General features: G+C 61.2%; 12 protein-coding genes. 8 read left to right on the forward strand and 4 right to left on the reverse strand.

Features of this window, described 5'->3' with window-relative positions; translation table 11 throughout:
• The first annotated feature begins 380 nt into the window (after positions 1 to 380).
• On the forward strand, positions 381 to 1,127 hold the full coding sequence (locus OXH56_14465; protein ID MCY3556513.1) for an SDR family NAD(P)-dependent oxidoreductase: 747 nt from the start codon (positions 381 to 383) through the stop codon (positions 1,125 to 1,127).
• On the opposite strand, the gene OXH56_14470 is transcribed toward OXH56_14465, so the two are convergent.
• On the reverse strand, positions 1,117 to 2,259 hold the full coding sequence (locus OXH56_14470) for a galactose mutarotase (GenBank protein ID MCY3556514.1): 1,143 nt from the start codon (positions 2,257 to 2,259) through the stop codon (positions 1,117 to 1,119). The two genes, OXH56_14465 and OXH56_14470, sit on opposite strands and share 11 nt — an antisense overlap.
• A 181-nt stretch (positions 2,260 to 2,440) precedes the next feature.
• On the opposite strand from OXH56_14470, the gene OXH56_14475 reads away from it, so the two are divergent.
• Positions 2,441 to 5,527, forward strand: coding sequence for a UvrD-helicase domain-containing protein (locus OXH56_14475; protein ID MCY3556515.1), 3,087 nt, complete (start codon positions 2,441 to 2,443; stop codon positions 5,525 to 5,527).
• Here the strand turns inward: OXH56_14475 and OXH56_14480 are convergent.
• Positions 5,519 to 6,655 (reverse strand): alanine racemase, encoded by a 1,137-nt coding sequence (locus OXH56_14480; protein ID MCY3556516.1) that lies wholly within the window; start codon positions 6,653 to 6,655, stop codon positions 5,519 to 5,521. The two genes, OXH56_14475 and OXH56_14480, sit on opposite strands and share 9 nt — an antisense overlap.
• A 293-nt stretch (positions 6,656 to 6,948) precedes the next feature.
• Here OXH56_14480 and OXH56_14485 point away from each other — a divergent pair, with 293 nt between their 5' ends.
• The 4 genes from OXH56_14485 (at position 6,949) to OXH56_14500 (ending at position 10,223) form a co-directional block, all read left to right on the forward strand.
• Positions 6,949 to 7,317 (forward strand): nuclear transport factor 2 family protein, encoded by a 369-nt coding sequence (locus OXH56_14485; protein ID MCY3556517.1) that lies wholly within the window; start codon positions 6,949 to 6,951, stop codon positions 7,315 to 7,317.
• 87 nt (positions 7,318 to 7,404) lie between these two features.
• A complete protein-coding gene (locus tag OXH56_14490) occupies positions 7,405 to 8,364 on the forward strand; it encodes a threonine/serine dehydratase (GenBank protein ID MCY3556518.1) in 960 nt (319 codons plus the stop codon).
• A 77-nt stretch (positions 8,365 to 8,441) separates the two neighbouring features.
• Positions 8,442 to 9,854, forward strand: coding sequence for a sulfatase (locus OXH56_14495; GenBank protein MCY3556519.1), 1,413 nt, complete (start codon positions 8,442 to 8,444; stop codon positions 9,852 to 9,854).
• Positions 9,855 to 9,923: 69 nt separating this feature from the next.
• Positions 9,924 to 10,223, forward strand: a complete 300-nt coding sequence (locus OXH56_14500) for a HigA family addiction module antitoxin (GenBank protein MCY3556520.1) — start codon at positions 9,924 to 9,926, stop codon at positions 10,221 to 10,223.
• A gap of 592 nt (positions 10,224 to 10,815) precedes the next feature.
• On the opposite strand, the gene OXH56_14505 is transcribed toward OXH56_14500, so the two are convergent.
• Positions 10,816 to 12,606 (reverse strand): radical SAM protein, encoded by a 1,791-nt coding sequence (locus OXH56_14505; GenBank protein ID MCY3556521.1) that lies wholly within the window; start codon positions 12,604 to 12,606, stop codon positions 10,816 to 10,818.
• 45 nt (positions 12,607 to 12,651) lie between these two features.
• Positions 12,652 to 13,788 (reverse strand): glutamine-hydrolyzing carbamoyl-phosphate synthase small subunit, encoded by a 1,137-nt coding sequence (gene carA / locus OXH56_14510; GenBank protein MCY3556522.1) that lies wholly within the window; start codon positions 13,786 to 13,788, stop codon positions 12,652 to 12,654.
• Positions 13,789 to 14,069: 281 nt separating this feature from the next.
• Here carA and OXH56_14515 point away from each other — a divergent pair, with 281 nt between their 5' ends.
• Both OXH56_14515 and hflX read left to right on the forward strand, forming a co-directional pair.
• Positions 14,070 to 16,319, forward strand: a complete 2,250-nt coding sequence (locus OXH56_14515) for a BatA domain-containing protein (GenBank protein ID MCY3556523.1) — start codon at positions 14,070 to 14,072, stop codon at positions 16,317 to 16,319.
• Between the two features lie 6 nt (positions 16,320 to 16,325).
• Positions 16,326 to 17,633 (forward strand): GTPase HflX, encoded by a 1,308-nt coding sequence (hflX, locus tag OXH56_14520; GenBank protein MCY3556524.1) that lies wholly within the window; start codon positions 16,326 to 16,328, stop codon positions 17,631 to 17,633.
• The last annotated feature ends 53 nt before the right edge of the window (positions 17,634 to 17,686 follow it).

The raw sequence follows: 17,686 nt of genomic DNA on the forward strand, positions 1-17,686 counted from the left end.
GGATCGGGATGGGTCTGATCCGAATGGGTCTGATCCGGATGGGTTTTGCGTAGTCTGACCGTTGATTCGGATACCAGACTCGCCGCGGGTCCTATCTCCACGCCTGCCATAAGGTTACACACGTGTAGTACGCCTGTCAAGGCATTTGGGGGCATACCCGGGGGAATGAAACGGTGTGGAAGGGGCGGGTCGCATCGGAGGAATGAAACGGTCTGGGAGGCGCCAGGGCGCATCGGGGTTTGATAATTGGACGGCCAGGGATTAGAATACCAGAGCGCATTGGAACGGAATTGGCATGAATCGGTGAATGCGGGCGAATTCAGCCAAACCATATCCCGCGAAACCATATCCCACGAAACCAAACGAGGAAGGACAGCTACATGTCGCTCGAGAACAAGACGGTCGTTATTACCGGCGCGGCGATGGGCATTGGACGGGCCGCGGCCCTGTGCTGCGCGGAAGCCGGGGGGCGGACCGTCCTGGCCGATATCGAAGAAACCCGGCTGAAAGAGACCTTCGGCGATATACACGCTGCGGGCGGCGAGGCTTCATACCAGGTGGTGGACGTTTCGGACGCCCGGCAGGTCGAGGCGCTGATGGCGGGCGCGGTCGAAGACTTCGGACGGATCGACGCGCTCATCAACAGCGCGGGCATCCTTGAGGGCGCCTTCGTGCCCGTGGACGAGCTGGACGAGGAAGTGTGGCAACGCGTGATGGACGTTAACCTGAAAGGGTCCTTTCTTACCTGCAAGTACGCCGCGGCCGTGATGAAGGAACAGCAAAAGGGCGTCATCGTCCTGCTGTCCTCCGGAGCCGGCGTCCGGGGAGGCAGTTCATCGGTGGCCTACGGGACCAGCAAGGGGGCCGTGCACGGGCAGGCGGTCGTCCTCGAGAGCCAGCTTTCGCCCTTCGGAATACGCGTGCACGCGGTCTGTCCGGGGGGGATCGCAACGCCCATGAAGCTCCGGAATATCGCCCAGGGGGCCGAATCCCAGGGGGGATCGGTGGAAGAAGCGCTCAAGCAGGCGGAAACATATCTGGGCGACCCCGATGGCGTGGGCAGGATCCTGGCCTTCCTCGTATCCGATCAGGCCGACCATCTCCGCCAGACCGTCTTTACGCGGTGATCGTGGACGCGAAGGCGTAGCACACCTCGTGACGGTATTCGTCATCCGGTTGCAGGATGACCGTAGGCCATCCCGGCGTCCCCTGTCGGTTGACCGCGTCCGGAAAAGCCTGCGTCTCCAGGCAGAAACCGTGGTGACTGCCGTACACGGCGCCTCGCTTGCCGGTGAGTGCATCGGTCAAGTTATTCCCCGTGTAGAACTGTACGCCCGGTTGATCGGTCCGGACCGCCATGGCCAGACCCGAGCGGCGTGAAGCGACCTGAGCAGCCGGCCTCACCCGCCCACCCGCTTCGCGCAGGACGAAGTTGTGGTCGTATCCACCTGGACCTCCCGTACCGTCGGGCTTCCGCGTACCAGCGGGCTCCCGCGGACCCGCGGACTCCGGCGGACCAGATTGGGAAACCGCGTCCATCTCCGCGGCGATGGTTTTCGGTTCCGTGAAGTCGAAGGGCGTCCCGGCGACCGGCCTGATTTCGCCCGTGGGAATGAGATAGCCGTCGACGGGCGTGTAGGCGTCGGCGAACAACGTAACCTCGTGGTCCAGCACCGGGCCGGCCTGGTGCCCGTTCAGGTTCCAGTAGGAATGATTGGTCAGGTTCACCACCGTGGACCGGTCGGTCCGCGCCGTCATCGAAATTCGTAGTTCGTCGTCTCCGGTAAGCGTGTAGATAACCGTCGTTTCCACCGTGCCGGGATATCCTTCCTCCCCGTCCACGCTCGTATAGGTCATCTCGACGTAGGGTCCGTCTTCGCGCTGGCCGAAGTCCTGCGGTTCCCAGAACTGCTTGTCGAATCCGCCCGGTCCCCCGTGGATGTGATTTGGGCCGGCCCCGTCGTTGATCGCCAGCTGGTAATCCCGCCCTTCCAGCTTGAACCTGCCGCCGGCGATTCGGTTGGCGCAGCGGCCGACCGTGGTCCCGAAGAACGGATGCCCCCCCAGGTATTCATCAAGCGTATCGAAACCAAGTACTACGTCCACGAGATGCCCTGCCGTGTCCGGGATCTCCAGGGACTGTAGAATCCCGCCGTAATTCGTCACGCGCGCGGCCGCGCCGCTCGCTCCGTTCAACGTGTAGAGATAAACGGGCCGGGACCTGAAAGTCCCCCAGATGGTCTCTTCTACGGCACCCATCGCTCTTACCTCCTCAAACCGAAAATAATCGACAGGTCAGGCTCGATCAATGAAATGTCGGGACGGTTCCGGTCCATGGATTCGAGAGCTGGTTCGCCGAATCGACTGATTGGAGATAGGATCGCGGGTCGCCTGCGAAACGGATACTGACGATGCACTTTCGGTAGGAGAAGCCTATCCCATGGTCGAAACACATTCGGCGGACGCCGTGCAATCGGCAGTCGCCATGCAGTCGAAAGAACGACTTTCCGCGGCTTGTCCGGTCCCGTTCTCACCAGACGAGGTATCCCAATGGGAACGAAAGGGCCGTGGACTGGCCGTTTTCCGGTGTCCCGACACGTTTTCACTGCCTGAGGTCGAGTCCCGTCCCGGTACGGCCATCCTGGTCGATCCGGATGAAGGGCGGGAGATCCCGGGCGAACCCGACCGTCTTGTGCTGAAGTTGACGTCTCGGTGCACGCCACATCTGAACAGCGTGGTGAATCGCATCGTGCTACCGGCGTACAGGCGGTACATCCCCCTGTATCTGTTTGCCTCATGGAAAGAGGAGGACCTGGACACCGGGGCGGTTCGAATGCCGGACAAAGAAGAGATTGAAGCGGCGATTTTGCCGCTCTTGAAAGAACAGCTTCGGTATCTGCTGGCTTTCACTTGCGTCGTGTTTCCCAATACCGAAGCGCTGTATGCGTCGAGGAAGCCCTGGCTGACCCCCTTGGAAGTCATGATGCGCGAAGGACTTACCCGGGCAGGCCTGCCTCACCGGCTTCACGTTCGGCTGGGACCGGCCTGCGTCGACGCACTGGTCGGCGACCCGCACGATGTCGACCCGCCCGATGGCGACCCGCACGATGTCGACCCGCATGATGGCGACCCGCATGATGGCGACCTGCACGACGGCGACCCGTACAGTGGCGCCGTTGCTGTGGAGATCGACGGCAGGGCGTTTGACCGTGACGACCGGCTCCGGACGGACACGGTGCTGATCGAAAAACTCGGTATTCGTGAAGTCATCCGGTTCAGCGGGAGTGAAGTCGTGCACGATCTCGATGCGTGTGTCGAGAAAGTACGTTCGACGCTGACGGCACGGGGAAGTGGAACCGGCCAGGGTCATGGAACCGGCCCTGCAAACGAGCCGCCGATCCGGATACCCGATCCGAAACCTGGCCTGGCCGGGGAGCAGGCCAGGTGCCTGGACCCCCGGGCCGGTGTGGTGCTCACCCTCGCCCCGGCGGGTTCCGGCAAGACGCGGGTGTTGACGCGTAGGGTGGTGGAAGCCGTTCGAGGCGGCATTAAACCCGATCGAATTCTTTGCGTGGTCTTCAACAAGGCGGCGAGTGAGGTGATGTCCGAGCGTATACACGGCGACGCCGGACTGCATGGCGTCCATATCCGCACGTTGCACAGTCTGGGATTTGAGATCTGCAGGCAGGCGCCGGGCAGCCCCTACACGGGTTACGGCGTCGTTACCGAGCAGACGCTGCCGGGCGGACTGACCGATCTGTTCAGGAAGGTACTGAAAGCAGATTTCGAGCAGCACGCCGCCGCCTTGCCCTATCCATTCCCCGAACATCTCGTCGTCGCGTACGAGGAAGCGGCATCTCGGTACAGGAGAACGTTGATGCCCATCGGTGGAGACGACTCCGGCGTCGAGATCGAAGGGTTCGATGGCGACCAGGCGCGCAGAATCAGCGAGGATGTGGATAGCCGGATGAAAGAAAAAGCCCTGATGACCTTCGACGAACAGTTGTTTCGGGCCGTGGAAATCCTCCTGGAGCATCCCGCAACGCGTTCGGTCTACCTGCACCGCTTCGATTCGGTCCTCGTGGACGAGGTTCAGGACCTCACCCCCGTACAGTTCCTGATGCTCCGGCTGCTCTCCCTGCCCCTGAACAATCTGTTCGCGGTGGGCGATGACGACCAGATGATCAACACCTTCACAGGGGCGGACCCCGAGAACATCCGCTCGTTTCAACGGTGGTATCCGGGCGCGGCGATCCACACCCTGGGCGCGAATTACCGGTGCAGGCCGGACATCGTAACCCGTTCCGCCAGCGTCATTTCCCACAACGTCAACCGCTTCGACAAGCCCATCCGCCCCGTACAGACCAAGGCCGGACCGGCCAGAGACACCATCCGGGTCATCGCATGTCCTTCGCTGGAATCGGAAACAGATGCCGTGGTACGCACGATCCGCCGGTGGAGAAAAGGGGGTTACGGATACGGGGACATGGCCGTTCTGGTCCGGGTCCAGTCGATCGCAGCGCCCCTGCAGTCCGCGTTCAAGGAGGCGGACCTGCCCTTTGACCCGATGGACGCCGGCGCGTTGTTCCAATCCCATGCGGGAAGGACTCTGGGTGCGTATCTCGACGTCATCGCCTGCAATCAGCGGGCCGATCCCCGGTCCTATGCCCTCAGTCTTTCATTTCCTTCCAGGCGACTCTCCAATGAGCAGTTGCGCGAAGCGGCGGCACTCGGCCACCGTTTCTTCGAGCGAACGGACCGTCTGCACCGTGATGTGTCCGCCAGTCTGGAGGAATACCGAGGAGCCATCGAAATCCTGCGCGGCGTCTACACGTCTCCAGACGGGTCTCCTGTTGCATTTCTCGAAGACTTGCTGGATCGAACGGGCCTTGGCGCATACTACAAGAGGCAGGAGGAGAACAGCCGGCAGCGCATGGGCGCATCTGACGTGGAATCCATCGATTCGATTCGTCAGATAGCGGCCCGGTATGCATGCAAGACAGCCTTCGTGGAATCGTACCTGGGGACCATGGCCGCCGAAACCACCGAGAACCAGATGGACCGCCTTTATGCCGGTGCGTCCCTGGCGGAATCGGGAAATGATGCGAAATCGGCGGAAATGCCTGTAGACACATCGTCAGGCAGCGATCGCGTTACCATAACCACGATTCACCGGAGCAAGGGGGACGAATACAAGGGTGTCATCCTCTTCAACGTGGTGGAGGACATCCTGCCCCACAGACGGATGACCGGATCAGAAGCGGATATCGAGGAGGAACGGCGCGTATTCTACGTTGCCCTGACGCGGGCCGAGGAGAGGCTGTGCATCACGACGCAGCGGAAGCATCCTTCCCGGTTCCTGGCCGAGATGAAGTCTGCCGCTGGAGGTAGCCTGCTGTCGCATATTCGTGGCCGGCTGCCGGGCCTCTGCTGCCGACTGATGCGCCTCCGCACCCGGCTAGCGCGCCTTCGCGGCTGGCTGTCGCCGCGGTCAATCAGACGTATTTTGCGCCGTCTGCTACCTTGATCCGCCTGCCGCGTCCACTGGCCAGGTCTCGAGCCCGTCCGGGGTCAGGACGGCGTACGAACGGGCCAGGTTCGCCACAGGACAGCTGTGTACCGGCACTATGCGGATCTTCGACCCGATGGCCAGGTCGAACCCGTTGCGCGCGACCATACCGTGCTCCTCCGAGACTTTTTCGACGATCATTTCGCAATCGGACTCGAGGTATCCAGAAGCCGGATAGGCCGTGCCAAAGCCCTGGTTACCCGTCATGCCGTGGACACCCGTATCCGAAGTCAGCGTCTTCGACCCGGCGTCCGTCACGAAGTAGTGTTCGTTCCTGCTGATCACCGTAGACAGCACTGTCAGGGAGACGTCGACAACCCGGGCTACGCCCACGCGTATGGGGAGCAGATCGAGAAAAACATAGTTCCCGGGCCTGATTTCCGTGATTCCGTCGAAACGCTCCGCGGCCAGGACGGCCGGCGTAGCGCCCACGGAAACCTCCCGGACTGGAACGCCGTCCGCCTGCAAGGCATCGCGCACGGCGACCATGGTTTGCCGCTCCGATTCGGCGACCCCGGCGGCCTCTTCCCTGGATTTCGAACCGTACACGTGGCCTGCGTGGGAGAGGATGCCGCGGAATTCCAGGTTGTCATGGTCGTGGATCAGCCCGGCCAGCTCCCCGATACGTGGGTCGTCGGGCAGTAGGCCGCACCGATGCAGTCCCACGTCGATTTTAAGAAACAGTCCGACGGTCCGCCCATGGGCCGCCGCGCACTCGCCCGCCACCTGGATGCCTTCCTTCGAGTCGGTCACCACGCGCAAGTCGGTGCCATGAGCCTTTACGGCGGACAGCAGCCGGTCCCACTTCGGCGGCGATACCACCGGCCGGGCGACGGTGATGAACTCGAACCCGCCCTCGATGAAGACCTGCGCCTCGACCACCGTTGCGACAGTGACGCCCGATGCACCCAGACCGATCTGCCTTCGTCCGATTTCCAGGGACTTGTGGGTCTTGATGTGGGGACGCAGCGCGACGCCGTGCCGGTCCGCCAGGTCCTGCATGGCGCGCAGATTGCCCATCATTCGGGTCTCATCGAGCAATACGACGGGCGTTTCCACCTTGTTGAGCATCTCGTCTGTGTGCATGGCTGGATCCATAACCGTGTCACCGATGGGTAATGCGCCGCGTTGGATGTTCCTAGATTATACGAAGCGCGTCAACCCCGCGGTGCGTGTCCGCCCGGCCATCCTACCACCCAGGCCATCCACCCAGGCTATCCTACTACCCAGGCCATCCTACCTCCCCGGCCATCAACCCCGGTCGTCCTTCCCGTCCGCCTTTCGTGCAGTTTTCCAACTTGACACGGCATACAAATGAAAGGCACATTTTGCCGTGGAATAACTGGAAAAAGTCCACAAATCACCTTGGGGAGCCTAGCATGGATCGACCGAAAGCGGCGGACCTGGCAAGGCTGTACGTTGAGCGATCGAATCGTCACGTGCTGGACGATGTGTTTCCCCTGTTCGACCCTGAAGCCACCTACCGGTCGTCGCAGTTCGGTCTGTTCGAGGGTCTGGACCAGATCCGGGACATGATGACCGGTTTCTTTGCCACCTTTCCCGACGTGCACTGGACAGTGGAAGACTATCGCGCGGAATCTGACGACACGGCTTCCTTCGAGTTCACGATGCGGGCTAGCCATGCCGAAACAGGGCAGGCCGTGGAGCGCCGGGGGCTCGAAACGATCACCTTCACGGAGGAAGGACTGATCCGCCACGTCGAGGTCGAAGTCCTGCAGTCAGGTTGATTGGTGGCCGGCCGGACTGACACGCAACCAGATTGACGGGCCGGCCGAAATCTTCCAAACGCGCTGTTTGCAGATCGTCTCCAGATAATGCATCCCCTACTCCCCGAAATACTTGGCGCGGAAGAACGCATCAAATCCCGTGTCCTGCAAACGCCCCTGATCCACTCCATGCCGCTTTCAACCCAAACCGGGGCGGATGTCTACTTGAAGATGGAAAGCGAGCAGCACACCAATTCCTTCAAGGCACGCGGGGCCATGAACAAGGTGCTGTCGTTGACCGGGGAGGAGATGTCACGGGGCGTGGTGACGTCCTCGACGGGCAACCACGCGCAGGGCGTCGCCCGGGCCTGCATGATCACCGATTGTCCGGGGACGATCTTTTTGCCCAAAGGCGTCGATCCTTCCAAGATAGAAGCGATCAAACAGTATCCTGTTGACCTGGTCTTCCACAACGGCAACCCGCTCGAAACGGAATTGCATGCCAAGCAGCAGGCTGCCGTCCTGGGCAGGACCTGGATTTCGCCCTATAACGATCCGCAGATCATCGGCGGCCAGGGAACGATCGGCATCGAGCTGTCGCAGCAACTGCCCGCCATCGACGATGTGTTCGTTACCGTCGGCGGCGGCGGGCTGATCGGCGGGATCGCCGTTTATCTGAAGTCGCATAGACCCGGCACGCGGATCATCGGCTGCCAGCCCGAACGGTCGGCGGCCATGTATCACTGCGTTCGCGCGGGACGCATCGTCAGCACCGAGCACGGCGAAACGCTTTCCGACGGTTCGGCAGGCGATGTGGAGCCGGGATCGATCACCTTCCCGGTCTGCCGCGACCTGGTCGACGATTACATCCTGGTCCCGGAGCAGGAAATCGGCGACGCCATCCGGTTCATGGTCCACGAGCACCACAAAATCGTCGAAGGCGCCGCCGGCGTTGCCGTGGCCAGCCTGCTTCAACAGAAAGATCAATTCCGTGGGCATACCGTGGTCCTTGTCATCTGCGGCGCAAACATTGCCGCCTCCACGCTCAGGACCGTACTGGCATCTTGAGTTTTAAGGTTCAGCCTACGACTTCATATCATTTCCCTATCGTCTCCTTGACACCTCTCAATATACGGAAAAGTCCTATGCCCCAGTCACTTCCGAACATCCTTTTCATCATGTCCGACGACCACGCGTCGCACGCCATCAGCGCCTATGGCAGCCGGATCAACACAACGCCCCATATCGACCGCATCGCCGCGGAAGGCATGCGTTTCGACAACTGCTTCTGCACCAATTCCATCTGCACCCCCAGCCGGGCGGCCATTCTGACGGGCACGTACAACCACGTAAACGGCGTCACCACCCTGTCTACCCACCTGGACGGCCGGCTGCTGAACTATCCCAAGGTGCTGCAGGAACACGGGTACCAGACGGCGGTGGTGGGCAAGTGGCACCTGGGGCACGGCGGCATCCACGATCCTACGGGTTTCGACTACTGGAACGTCCTGCCCGGCCAGGGCCTGTACCACGATCCCGAGATGATCGAGATGGGCGAGCGGTCGACGCGAAGCGGGTACACCACCGACCTGATCACCGATTATTCGCTGGAATGGCTTCGCGGACGCGACCGGGATCGCCCCTTTTGCCTCATGGTGCATCACAAAGCACCGCACCGGCCCTGGGAGCCCGATGACAAACACGCCGCGATGTACGAAGACGAGGATATCCCGGAGCCGGAGACCTTCGACGACGACTATGCCAACCGGGCCCAGGCTGCCGCGGCCGCCCGGATGCGCGTCGAACGCGATCTCAACGCCGAGGACCTGAAGGTGCCCGTGCCGGAGGGCCTGTCTCCAGCCGAAGAGAAAAGCTGGAAGTACCAGCGGTATATCAAGGACTACCTGCGGTGCGTGGCCTCGATCGACGACAACGTAGGCAGGCTGCTGGACTTCATCGACGAAGAGGACATCGGCGAGGAAACCATCGTGATCTACACGTCGGACCAGGGATTTTTCCTCGGCGACCACGGCTGGTACGACAAGCGCTTCATGTACGAGGAATCCCTGCGCATGCCCTTCCTGATCCGCTACCCGCGGGAGGTGGCGCCGGGCAGCGTGAACGGCGACATGATCCTGAATGTCGACTTCCCGGTGACCTTCCTGGACTGTGCCGGCGTGGATATACCGTCCTCATTCCAGGGACGCACGTTCCGGCCCCTGCTGAGCGCCGAGACCCCGGCCGATTGGCAGACGTCCATGTACTACCGGTACTGGATGCACGGCGCCCACCACAACGTCTGCGCCCACTACGGCGTCCGGACCCTGCGGTACAAGCTGATCTACTACTACGGCGATCCGCTCGGTCAGGAAGGCGCGATCGGCCCGAAGACGCAGCCGGAATGGGAACTCTTCGACCTGGAAAAAGACCCCTGCGAGATGAACAGCGTGTACGCGGATCCCGAATACGCGGAGGTGGTCGCGGAGTTGAAGGCGGAGCTGGCGCGGCTGCAGGAGAAAGTAGGGGATGAGGCGTACGAAGCTCAGTTAGTTGACTGATTCAGTGGACACCTTTTTCGTTTTCCCAGCTTAGAATGGGCAGACATTACACATGGCAAAGTATATCAAATGAACAAACCCATCACACCAGGCGAGATTCTGCTTGAGGAATATCTCAAGCCAATGGGCATTTCGCAGAACGCCATGGCGCGTGCTGTCGGGGTTGCGCCTCGTGCAATCAACGAGATTGTACATGGACGCCGGTCGATTACGCCATCCATGTCGATTCGCTTTGGGGCCTTTTTCAATCAGTCAGACCAGTTCTGGCATGGGATACAGGTGGAATGTGACTTTAGAAAGCTTGCCAGGGACAGACTTCGTATCATCGACGGGATCCAACCTGCTGCGACACTGAATCGGAATCCCTGACTCGTGCGCGAAGGGTGGATCAACTCCTTAGCAATGGAAATGAGATGCGTACCGATGATCAAATCGACCTTAAACGAGAAATGGCAGACTACCATCCCGGCCGATGTACGTAAAGCACTTCGACTCAAGCCACGGCAACGGCTTATCTATGAGTTGATTCCAGGCGGGGTCGTGGTGAAAGTCGAGTCTGAAACGCTTAAGGATCTGTATGGCTTACTCGCAGATGGCAAACCATCCACATCGAAGACCGAGGAACGAAGCGCTGTGCGAGCAGCCAGAGCGGCAAGATATAAATAACAAGTTCCTGCTGGACACCAATGCGCTTCTGCGAATCCTTCGAGGCGACCACGTAGCGACATTCGACAGGGACTTTGACCGGTTCCACGACGTTATACGCTGGCAGTTCAGCAGTTAGGCCACTTCTTTCGGCAAGCCAATCCACCAACAAACAAAAAGGCATCCGGGACCAAATGTCCTGGATGCCTTTTTAATAGCAACAGCTTTATCAGTGTTTTACGTCTGATCGATCAGCCGCCGCCGGCCAGCAATCAGCCAACGGCCCGGTCGTAGATCAGGTGCCACTGGCCGCCGATCAGGCGTCGCCCGCTGCCACCTTGCCCTGGGTGGGCTGGAAGTGTACCGCGGCGATGGCCTCGCGTACCTTGTCCACGTTCTCGGTGAACAGAATACCGAGCTGGGTCAGCGTCCGGTCCATCCGCGTGTTCTTGTCGTGCACGGGGAAGATGTGCAGGTTCTGGACCCGTGCTCTCACATCGTCCACCATCTCGCCGGCCATGACGACCAGGTCGGAGTCCTTTAGCGCGGAGATCCTCTCCTCGCTGAACTCTTCCACGCGGATGTTCATCTCGGCCAGGAACGTGCGGAGCACCCGGCTCACGTCCACGTTGGATACGGCCAGGAGTACGCGCTTGTAGCGGTCCGGCGACAGCGACACGTTCTCGGCGCGGAGATCGGACAGGTACTCTTTGTGCTCCTTGAACCACCGCTGAAGGATAGAGTAGCCGTTCAGGCGCAGCAGGCCATTGCGCAGTTGCCGCGCGGCTTCCCGCTTGTTGAGCCTGATCGCGTTGAATGCGGCGCTGGCGAGCTTGTAAGCGATGCGGTGCGGCGCGTACATGCCCTTCATGCCTTCCATCACCGTGTTGACCAGTTCGTAGCGGGTCATGTTCGGGATGGGGTGGTTGGCATGATGCCCGTCGTAATGGCTCCAGTCGCTGCTCAGGTACTCCCCGCCCTGCAGATCGTAGCGGATCGTGTCTTCGGAACCGGGCAGGTAGGTCAGGATCATGCACTGCGATGTCGCCAGGTCTTTCTTCCTGGCGAACTCGAACTGGGTCTTGATGGTCTCCGGATGATCCGAATCGGCGCCGGCGATGAACATGGCGTGGAGATCGATCCCGTGACCGTGAATCGCGTCTATCGCGACTTCCACGTCGTGCGCGGTCTCTTTCTTGCCGTATAGCTCCAGGGCGGTCTCGTCGATGGACTCGAATCCGACCATCACGCGGTCGCATCCCGCCTCGCGCATCTTCTTCATCAGCTCCGGCTGCTTCGAGATCTCGTGGCGCATCTGCGCCGCCCACGGAATGATCAGCTTCCGGTCGATCATCCCCTGCATGATGGCCATAGTGCGGTCCACCGGCACGTTGAAGATGTCGTCGGCGAAGAAGAGATAGCTGAAATTCGGCATCTTCGTGTAGGCTTCCAGCATATCGAGCACGCGCTCGACGGAATGGCCGCGCAACTTATGCCCGTTCAGCTTGGTCACCGTGCAGAAACTGCAATCCCAGGGACAGCCCCGCTGCGTCTGGATCGACATGATGTCCAGCCGGTTGGAAGGCACCAGGCTGAAGTCCGGGATGGGCAGCACGTCGAGATCCTCCGCCTTGGGTCGTTCCGGGTTGTGGACCGGCCGACCGTCCTCGATCCAGGACAGGTTTGCGATGCCGCGGTGGTCGGCGCCGGACTCCAGGCTCCGGACCAGTTCGACCAGGGCCTCCTCACCCTCTCCGCGCACGACGAAGTCACAGTGCTGCAGGGCTTCATCGGGCACGAACGTCGGATGCGTTCCACCCATCACGATCGTCTTCTCCGGAAAGACGTTCCGGATGAAATCGGCGTACTGGTAGGACCCGGGGGCCGTGGACGTCAGGGAGGAGATGCAGATCAGATCGGCTTCCCCGAACTCGTTCGTATCGATGTCCTCCACCTCTTCCAGCATCACCCGGACGCCGTAGCCCAGGTTCTGCATGATCGTCGCGAGCACCAGACTGCCGATCCGCGGGATGTAGGCGTCCGAATACACGTGGAGGTGAGAGGACTTCGGTTCGAGAAAGAGGATGTGCTTGATACTTTTACGCATTGCTTGCTCCTGTAGAAACCGTCCGGAAAAGCACCGTCGGCGGGTCTACTGCATGGATGCGATGAATCGGTCGAACAGGTAATTGGCGTCGTGCGGTCCCGGTGACGCTTCGGGGTGGTACTGTACCGAGAATACCGGAAACCGCCGGTGCCTGAGCCCTTCTAACGTCCGGTCATTCAGATTGATATGGGTCAGTTCCACCTCGGATTCGTCGAGGGAGTCGGCGTCGATGGCGAAGCCGTGGTTCTGGGCGGTGATTTCCACCCGGCCCGACTCGTTCTGCCTCACGGGCTGATTGGCGCCCCGGTGGCCGAACTTCAGCTTGAACCTTTCTCCACCAAGCGCCATGCCCAGTAACTGGTGACCGATGCAGATGCCGAATATGGGCTTCCGCTCGATCAGGACTTTCAACTCTTCAATGGCGTATTGAACGGCGCCCGGATCACCGGGACCGTTGGACAACATGATGCCGTCGGGGCTCAGCCGAAGCACCTGCTCGGCCGTGTAGTCCGCCGGCAGGACGAGCACCTGGCAGCCCCGACGCGCCAGGTTCCTCAGGATATTGTGCTTTACGCCGTAATCCATGACGACGACCCGATAGGTCCCGGGTTCGTCAAAGCCGTCCCAGATTCTCTCCATATCGTTATCGGGAGGGTCCACGTAGATACGGCGATCTCCCTCCCACCGGTACGGCCGTTCCGTGGTCACTTCACGGACCAGGTCCTGGCCCACCATTCTGGGCACGGCCCTGGCCTGTTCTACGAGTGTGTCAGGGTCTGCCGCGCCGGAACTTATCACGCCGCGCATGACCCCGTCGACGCGGAGCCTGCGGGTCAATGCCCGGGTATCTATTCCGGATATGCCTACAACGCCATGGTCGTCCAGGAAGCGGTCGAGACTGCCGGTCGAGCGCCAGTTGCTCGGGTTCCGCTGGTACTCCCGAACCACGAATCCTTCCACGTGGGGGTGGAGAGATTCCAGGTCGCCGGGATTCACGCCGTAATTCCCGATCAACGGGTAGGTCATGGTGACGATCTGACCTTTGTACGACGGGTCGGTCAATACCTCCTGGTATCCGATCATGCTGGTGTTGAAAACGACTTCTCCCACCTTTTTCCCGGTAGCGCCAAAGGATTCGCCTACGTAGACTGTGCCGTCTTCCAGGGCCAGCCATGCCTCCATAAACGCTCCTTCAGGGGGTTACCAGCGGGTTAGACCGGATATTGGAGATTACGATACCCGTAACCGGCCGCCATGTCAAGGAAAATCGCCCCGCGGCACCCCGTTCCGCACCCCGGAATGCCTGCCCGTCCAAGGGGCTGCAACGCCAGGACGATTCGCCCCGCGGCGCCCCCGTCCCGGGCCCGCGTATCCCTGGCACGAGACCGCCGATCGCCCGCTGATATCGCTTTACGGGCTGCGTCGCCAAAGGTATATTACCAGACCCCCGTGGAGGACGCAGAATGACCTTTCTGAACGCGTTGATGCTGTTTGGGCTCGTTGCGGTCGCCGTACCGATCATCCTGCACCTGTTTCACCGCCAGCGAGTCTCCACCGTCGATTTCAGCTCCGTCATTTTTATCAGGGATCACCATATGCAACGGTCCCGGGCCCTGAGGCTCCGGGAACTCCTGTTGCTTCTGTTGCGGACGCTCATCATCCTGCTCCTGGTGCTGGCTTTCGCAAGGCCGGTCATCGAAGGCCTGGCGGGTGCCTTGCTGGGCAGCAGCGTCGAGCAGCGGTCGGTCTTCGCCATCGTTCTGGACAATTCGTACAGCATGGGCGCCGGACGCTACGGGGATACGCCGTTCAATGCCGCCAGGGCCGAGGCTGAACGCATCGTGGACGCGATGCAGCAGGGCGACGAAGGCCTGATCATACTGACGGCCGCGCCGCCCGAGGCCGTCCCGCCCGTTCCCACGGACCGGACCGCGGCGCTTGCGGCGCGCCTGGCGGAAGCGGAAGTATCCGAAAGTTCGGGGGACATCGCCGGCGCCGTACGTCTCGCACGCCGGAAACTGTCCGGCATCGTATCGGCGCATAAGAGCATTTACCTCCTATCGGATTTGCAGCGAAGCGACTGGGGGCAACTGGCTGAATCGGTTACAGAATCCGCATCGGAGGCGACTTCTGAATCGCGAGCGCCGATCTACCTCTACCCCTTCGAGACGGGGGCCGTGGACAACGCCAGCATCGACGAGGTCTCCGTCAGCGAGGGCCTGCTGATCCGCAATCAACCGGAACGGTTTGTCGCGACCATCACCTACCGAAACGGTCTTTCGGAGGGCATAAATCGGACCCGGGAAGTCCGGCTCGTCATGAACGGCCTGAACCGGGACAGCCGCCAGGTAACGGCCGAAGCGGGCGCAGCAGGTTCCGTGCAGTTCAACGTCGTCATCGACACGCCGGGCAGGTATTCCGGTTACGTGGAACTGGACGAGGATGATGTCACGGCCGACAACCGGCGATATTTCACCCTCGTGGTGCCGGACGCTTTTGGCGTTACCGCTGTCGGACAGAGTGAATCCAGTTATTTCATCGAGCAGGTACTGAAGCCGTCTGGCGGATTGGTCACGCCCGTGGACGTGCAGACTGCATCCGGCGATGTGTTGAACAGCGATCTTCACGATAGGGGTGTGCTGATCGTGGACGGCGGCGTGGAACTGACGGCGGCGCGGCTTTCCAGCCTGGAGCGTTACGTGTCCTCCGGGGGCGGCGTACTGGTCTTTCTCGGTAAGGGACTGGATCCGTCCGCTTATGTGAACGATTTCTTCACCGGCGTCTTCGACTGCTCGATCACGGAACGAAGGGGAACACCCGGCAGCAAATCCTCCTTTCAGCGGATGGACCAGGTCGATTTCGAGCACCCCGTGTTTCGGTTCGACGGCCGATACGCCGAATCCCTGTCGACCGGCGAGGCCAGGTTCTACGCGTCCTATGCCGTCGATGCGGGCCTCGGAGCACGGGTCATCGCGCGGTTCATGGACGGAACGCCGGCGGTCCTCGAGGGACGGTCCGGCAACGGCCGCGCACTGTTGGTCACTTCCGACTTGAACACTGGTTGGAGCGACCTAGCGTTGCGCAGCGCGTTTGTACCGTTCATGCATCGAAGCGTACGATACCTGCATCCGTCGGTGACGGTTGCCGAAGGGGGTCACCTGGCAGGAGAACCCATCGTACGGCCCGTGACTGATTTACCGGCAGACACCGGCCTCTACCTCGAGTACCCCTCGGGACATACCGAGTCGGTCAATGCCCGGGCAGGACGCCACGGGATAACGGTGGAAGTACCGGACACGAAACAGCCTGGCGTGTATGCGTTGTGGGACGGTGACACCGTCGTACAGGCCTTCGCGGTAAACCCGGACACTCGGGAATCGGACCTGGCCCGGTTTACGCCGGAAGAGGCGGCCGGGTTGTTCGGCGACGAAGAGGATGTCGTGATCATGAATCCGGCGGACACCCCGGACGTCCCCCGCGACGGGACTTTCGGCGCCGCGGGCGGATATGAGATCTGGAAGTCATTGATTGTCTTCGCTATGGCGCTCATATTGGCGGAATACTGGCTGTCGGCATCGCGATCCGGGCGGACCGGGCGGACCGGGCGGACCGGGCGATCCGGGCGTACCGGGCGGACCGAGCAAACCGGGCGGACTGGGCGGACTGAGCGGACTGGGTGGACTGGGCGGAGCATGGACCGGAGAAAAGTGTAGCCACCTATGCGCGAAATGCACGAAATACCCCGAAACAACCGTGAACGCGCCTTGTTGGTCGGCATGGTGCCCTCAAAAGAAAGGGTCGGCGAGATGGAGGAGTCGCTCGACGAACTCGCCCTGCTGGCCGATACCGCGGGCGCGGAGATCGTCGATCGGATGATCCAGGTCCGCAGCGCCATGCATCCGGCGTACTATATCGGAACCGGAAAGGCCCGTTCGATCGCCGAAATGTGCGAGGCGGAAGAAATCGATCTCGTTATTTTTGACGACGACCTCACCCCAGCGCAGGTCAGGAACCTGGACCGCGTGATCGAACGGCGCATTCTGGACCGCAGCGGACTGATACTCGATATTTTCGCCTCGCGGGCGAAGTCGAAGCAGGCCAAGCTGCAGGTTGAACTCGCCCAGTTGCAGTACATGATGCCGCGGCTGACGCGGCAATGGGACCACCTGTCGCGGCAGGAAGGCGGCGTGGCGGCCGGATCGGGTGGCGCCATCGGTGTCCGGGGGCCCGGCGAGACGCAACTGGAGATCGACCGCCGGTTGATACGCGGACGCATTACCCACCTGCGCAGGAACCTAGAGCACGTGGCCGCTTCCTATCACCGGCAGCGACAACGGCGCAGCGACATGTTCTGTATCGCGCTGATCGGGTATACCAATGCCGGCAAGTCAACGATTTTCAATGGCTTCACCGAGGCGGGCACGCTGATCGAGGACAGGCTGTTCGCCACCCTCGACGCGACCACGCGCGTGATCAACGTGACCCCGGGCCAACCTGTTCTGCTTTCGGATACGGTGGGATTCATTCGGAAACTGCCCCACCACCTGATCGCATCCTTCAAAAGCACGCTGACCGAGGTCTACGACGCGGACCTGCTGGTACACGTGGTAGACGGCAGCCATCCCAACCACGCGGAACACATTGTGACGGTGAACCAGGTACTGGCGGAGCTGGGCGTTTCCGATCTCCCGCTGCTGCTGGTCTTCAACAAGACGGATCAGCTGGAGAGCCCGGACGCCCTGGAATTCCTGGAGCTTTCCTATCCCGACGCCATCACGATGTCCGCTCTGGATCCCGGTGACGTGGAGCGTCTGCGCCAGGCGATTTCAGTCAGGGTCGACCGTCATCGCGTGGATGTGGAACTACTGATTCCCTACGAAAACGGACACGCCGTTTCAATGGTATATGAGTCGGGGGAAGTCCTGCACCGGGAGGACGAACCGGAGGGCGTCCGCCTCACGGTACGCATGATGCCGTCCGTTGCCGGCCGTCTCGGCAAGACGCTGGATGCATTTGTCTGCAGATAAGTGGGAATGAGCGCCGCGTTCAGGGATTGCCCTGGGCGCTCCGGGGTTGCCCG

It is taken from the genome of Gemmatimonadota bacterium (genome assembly GCA_026702745.1).
GTDB lineage: Bacteria > JAAXHH01 > JAAXHH01 > JAAXHH01 > JAAXHH01 > JAAXHH01.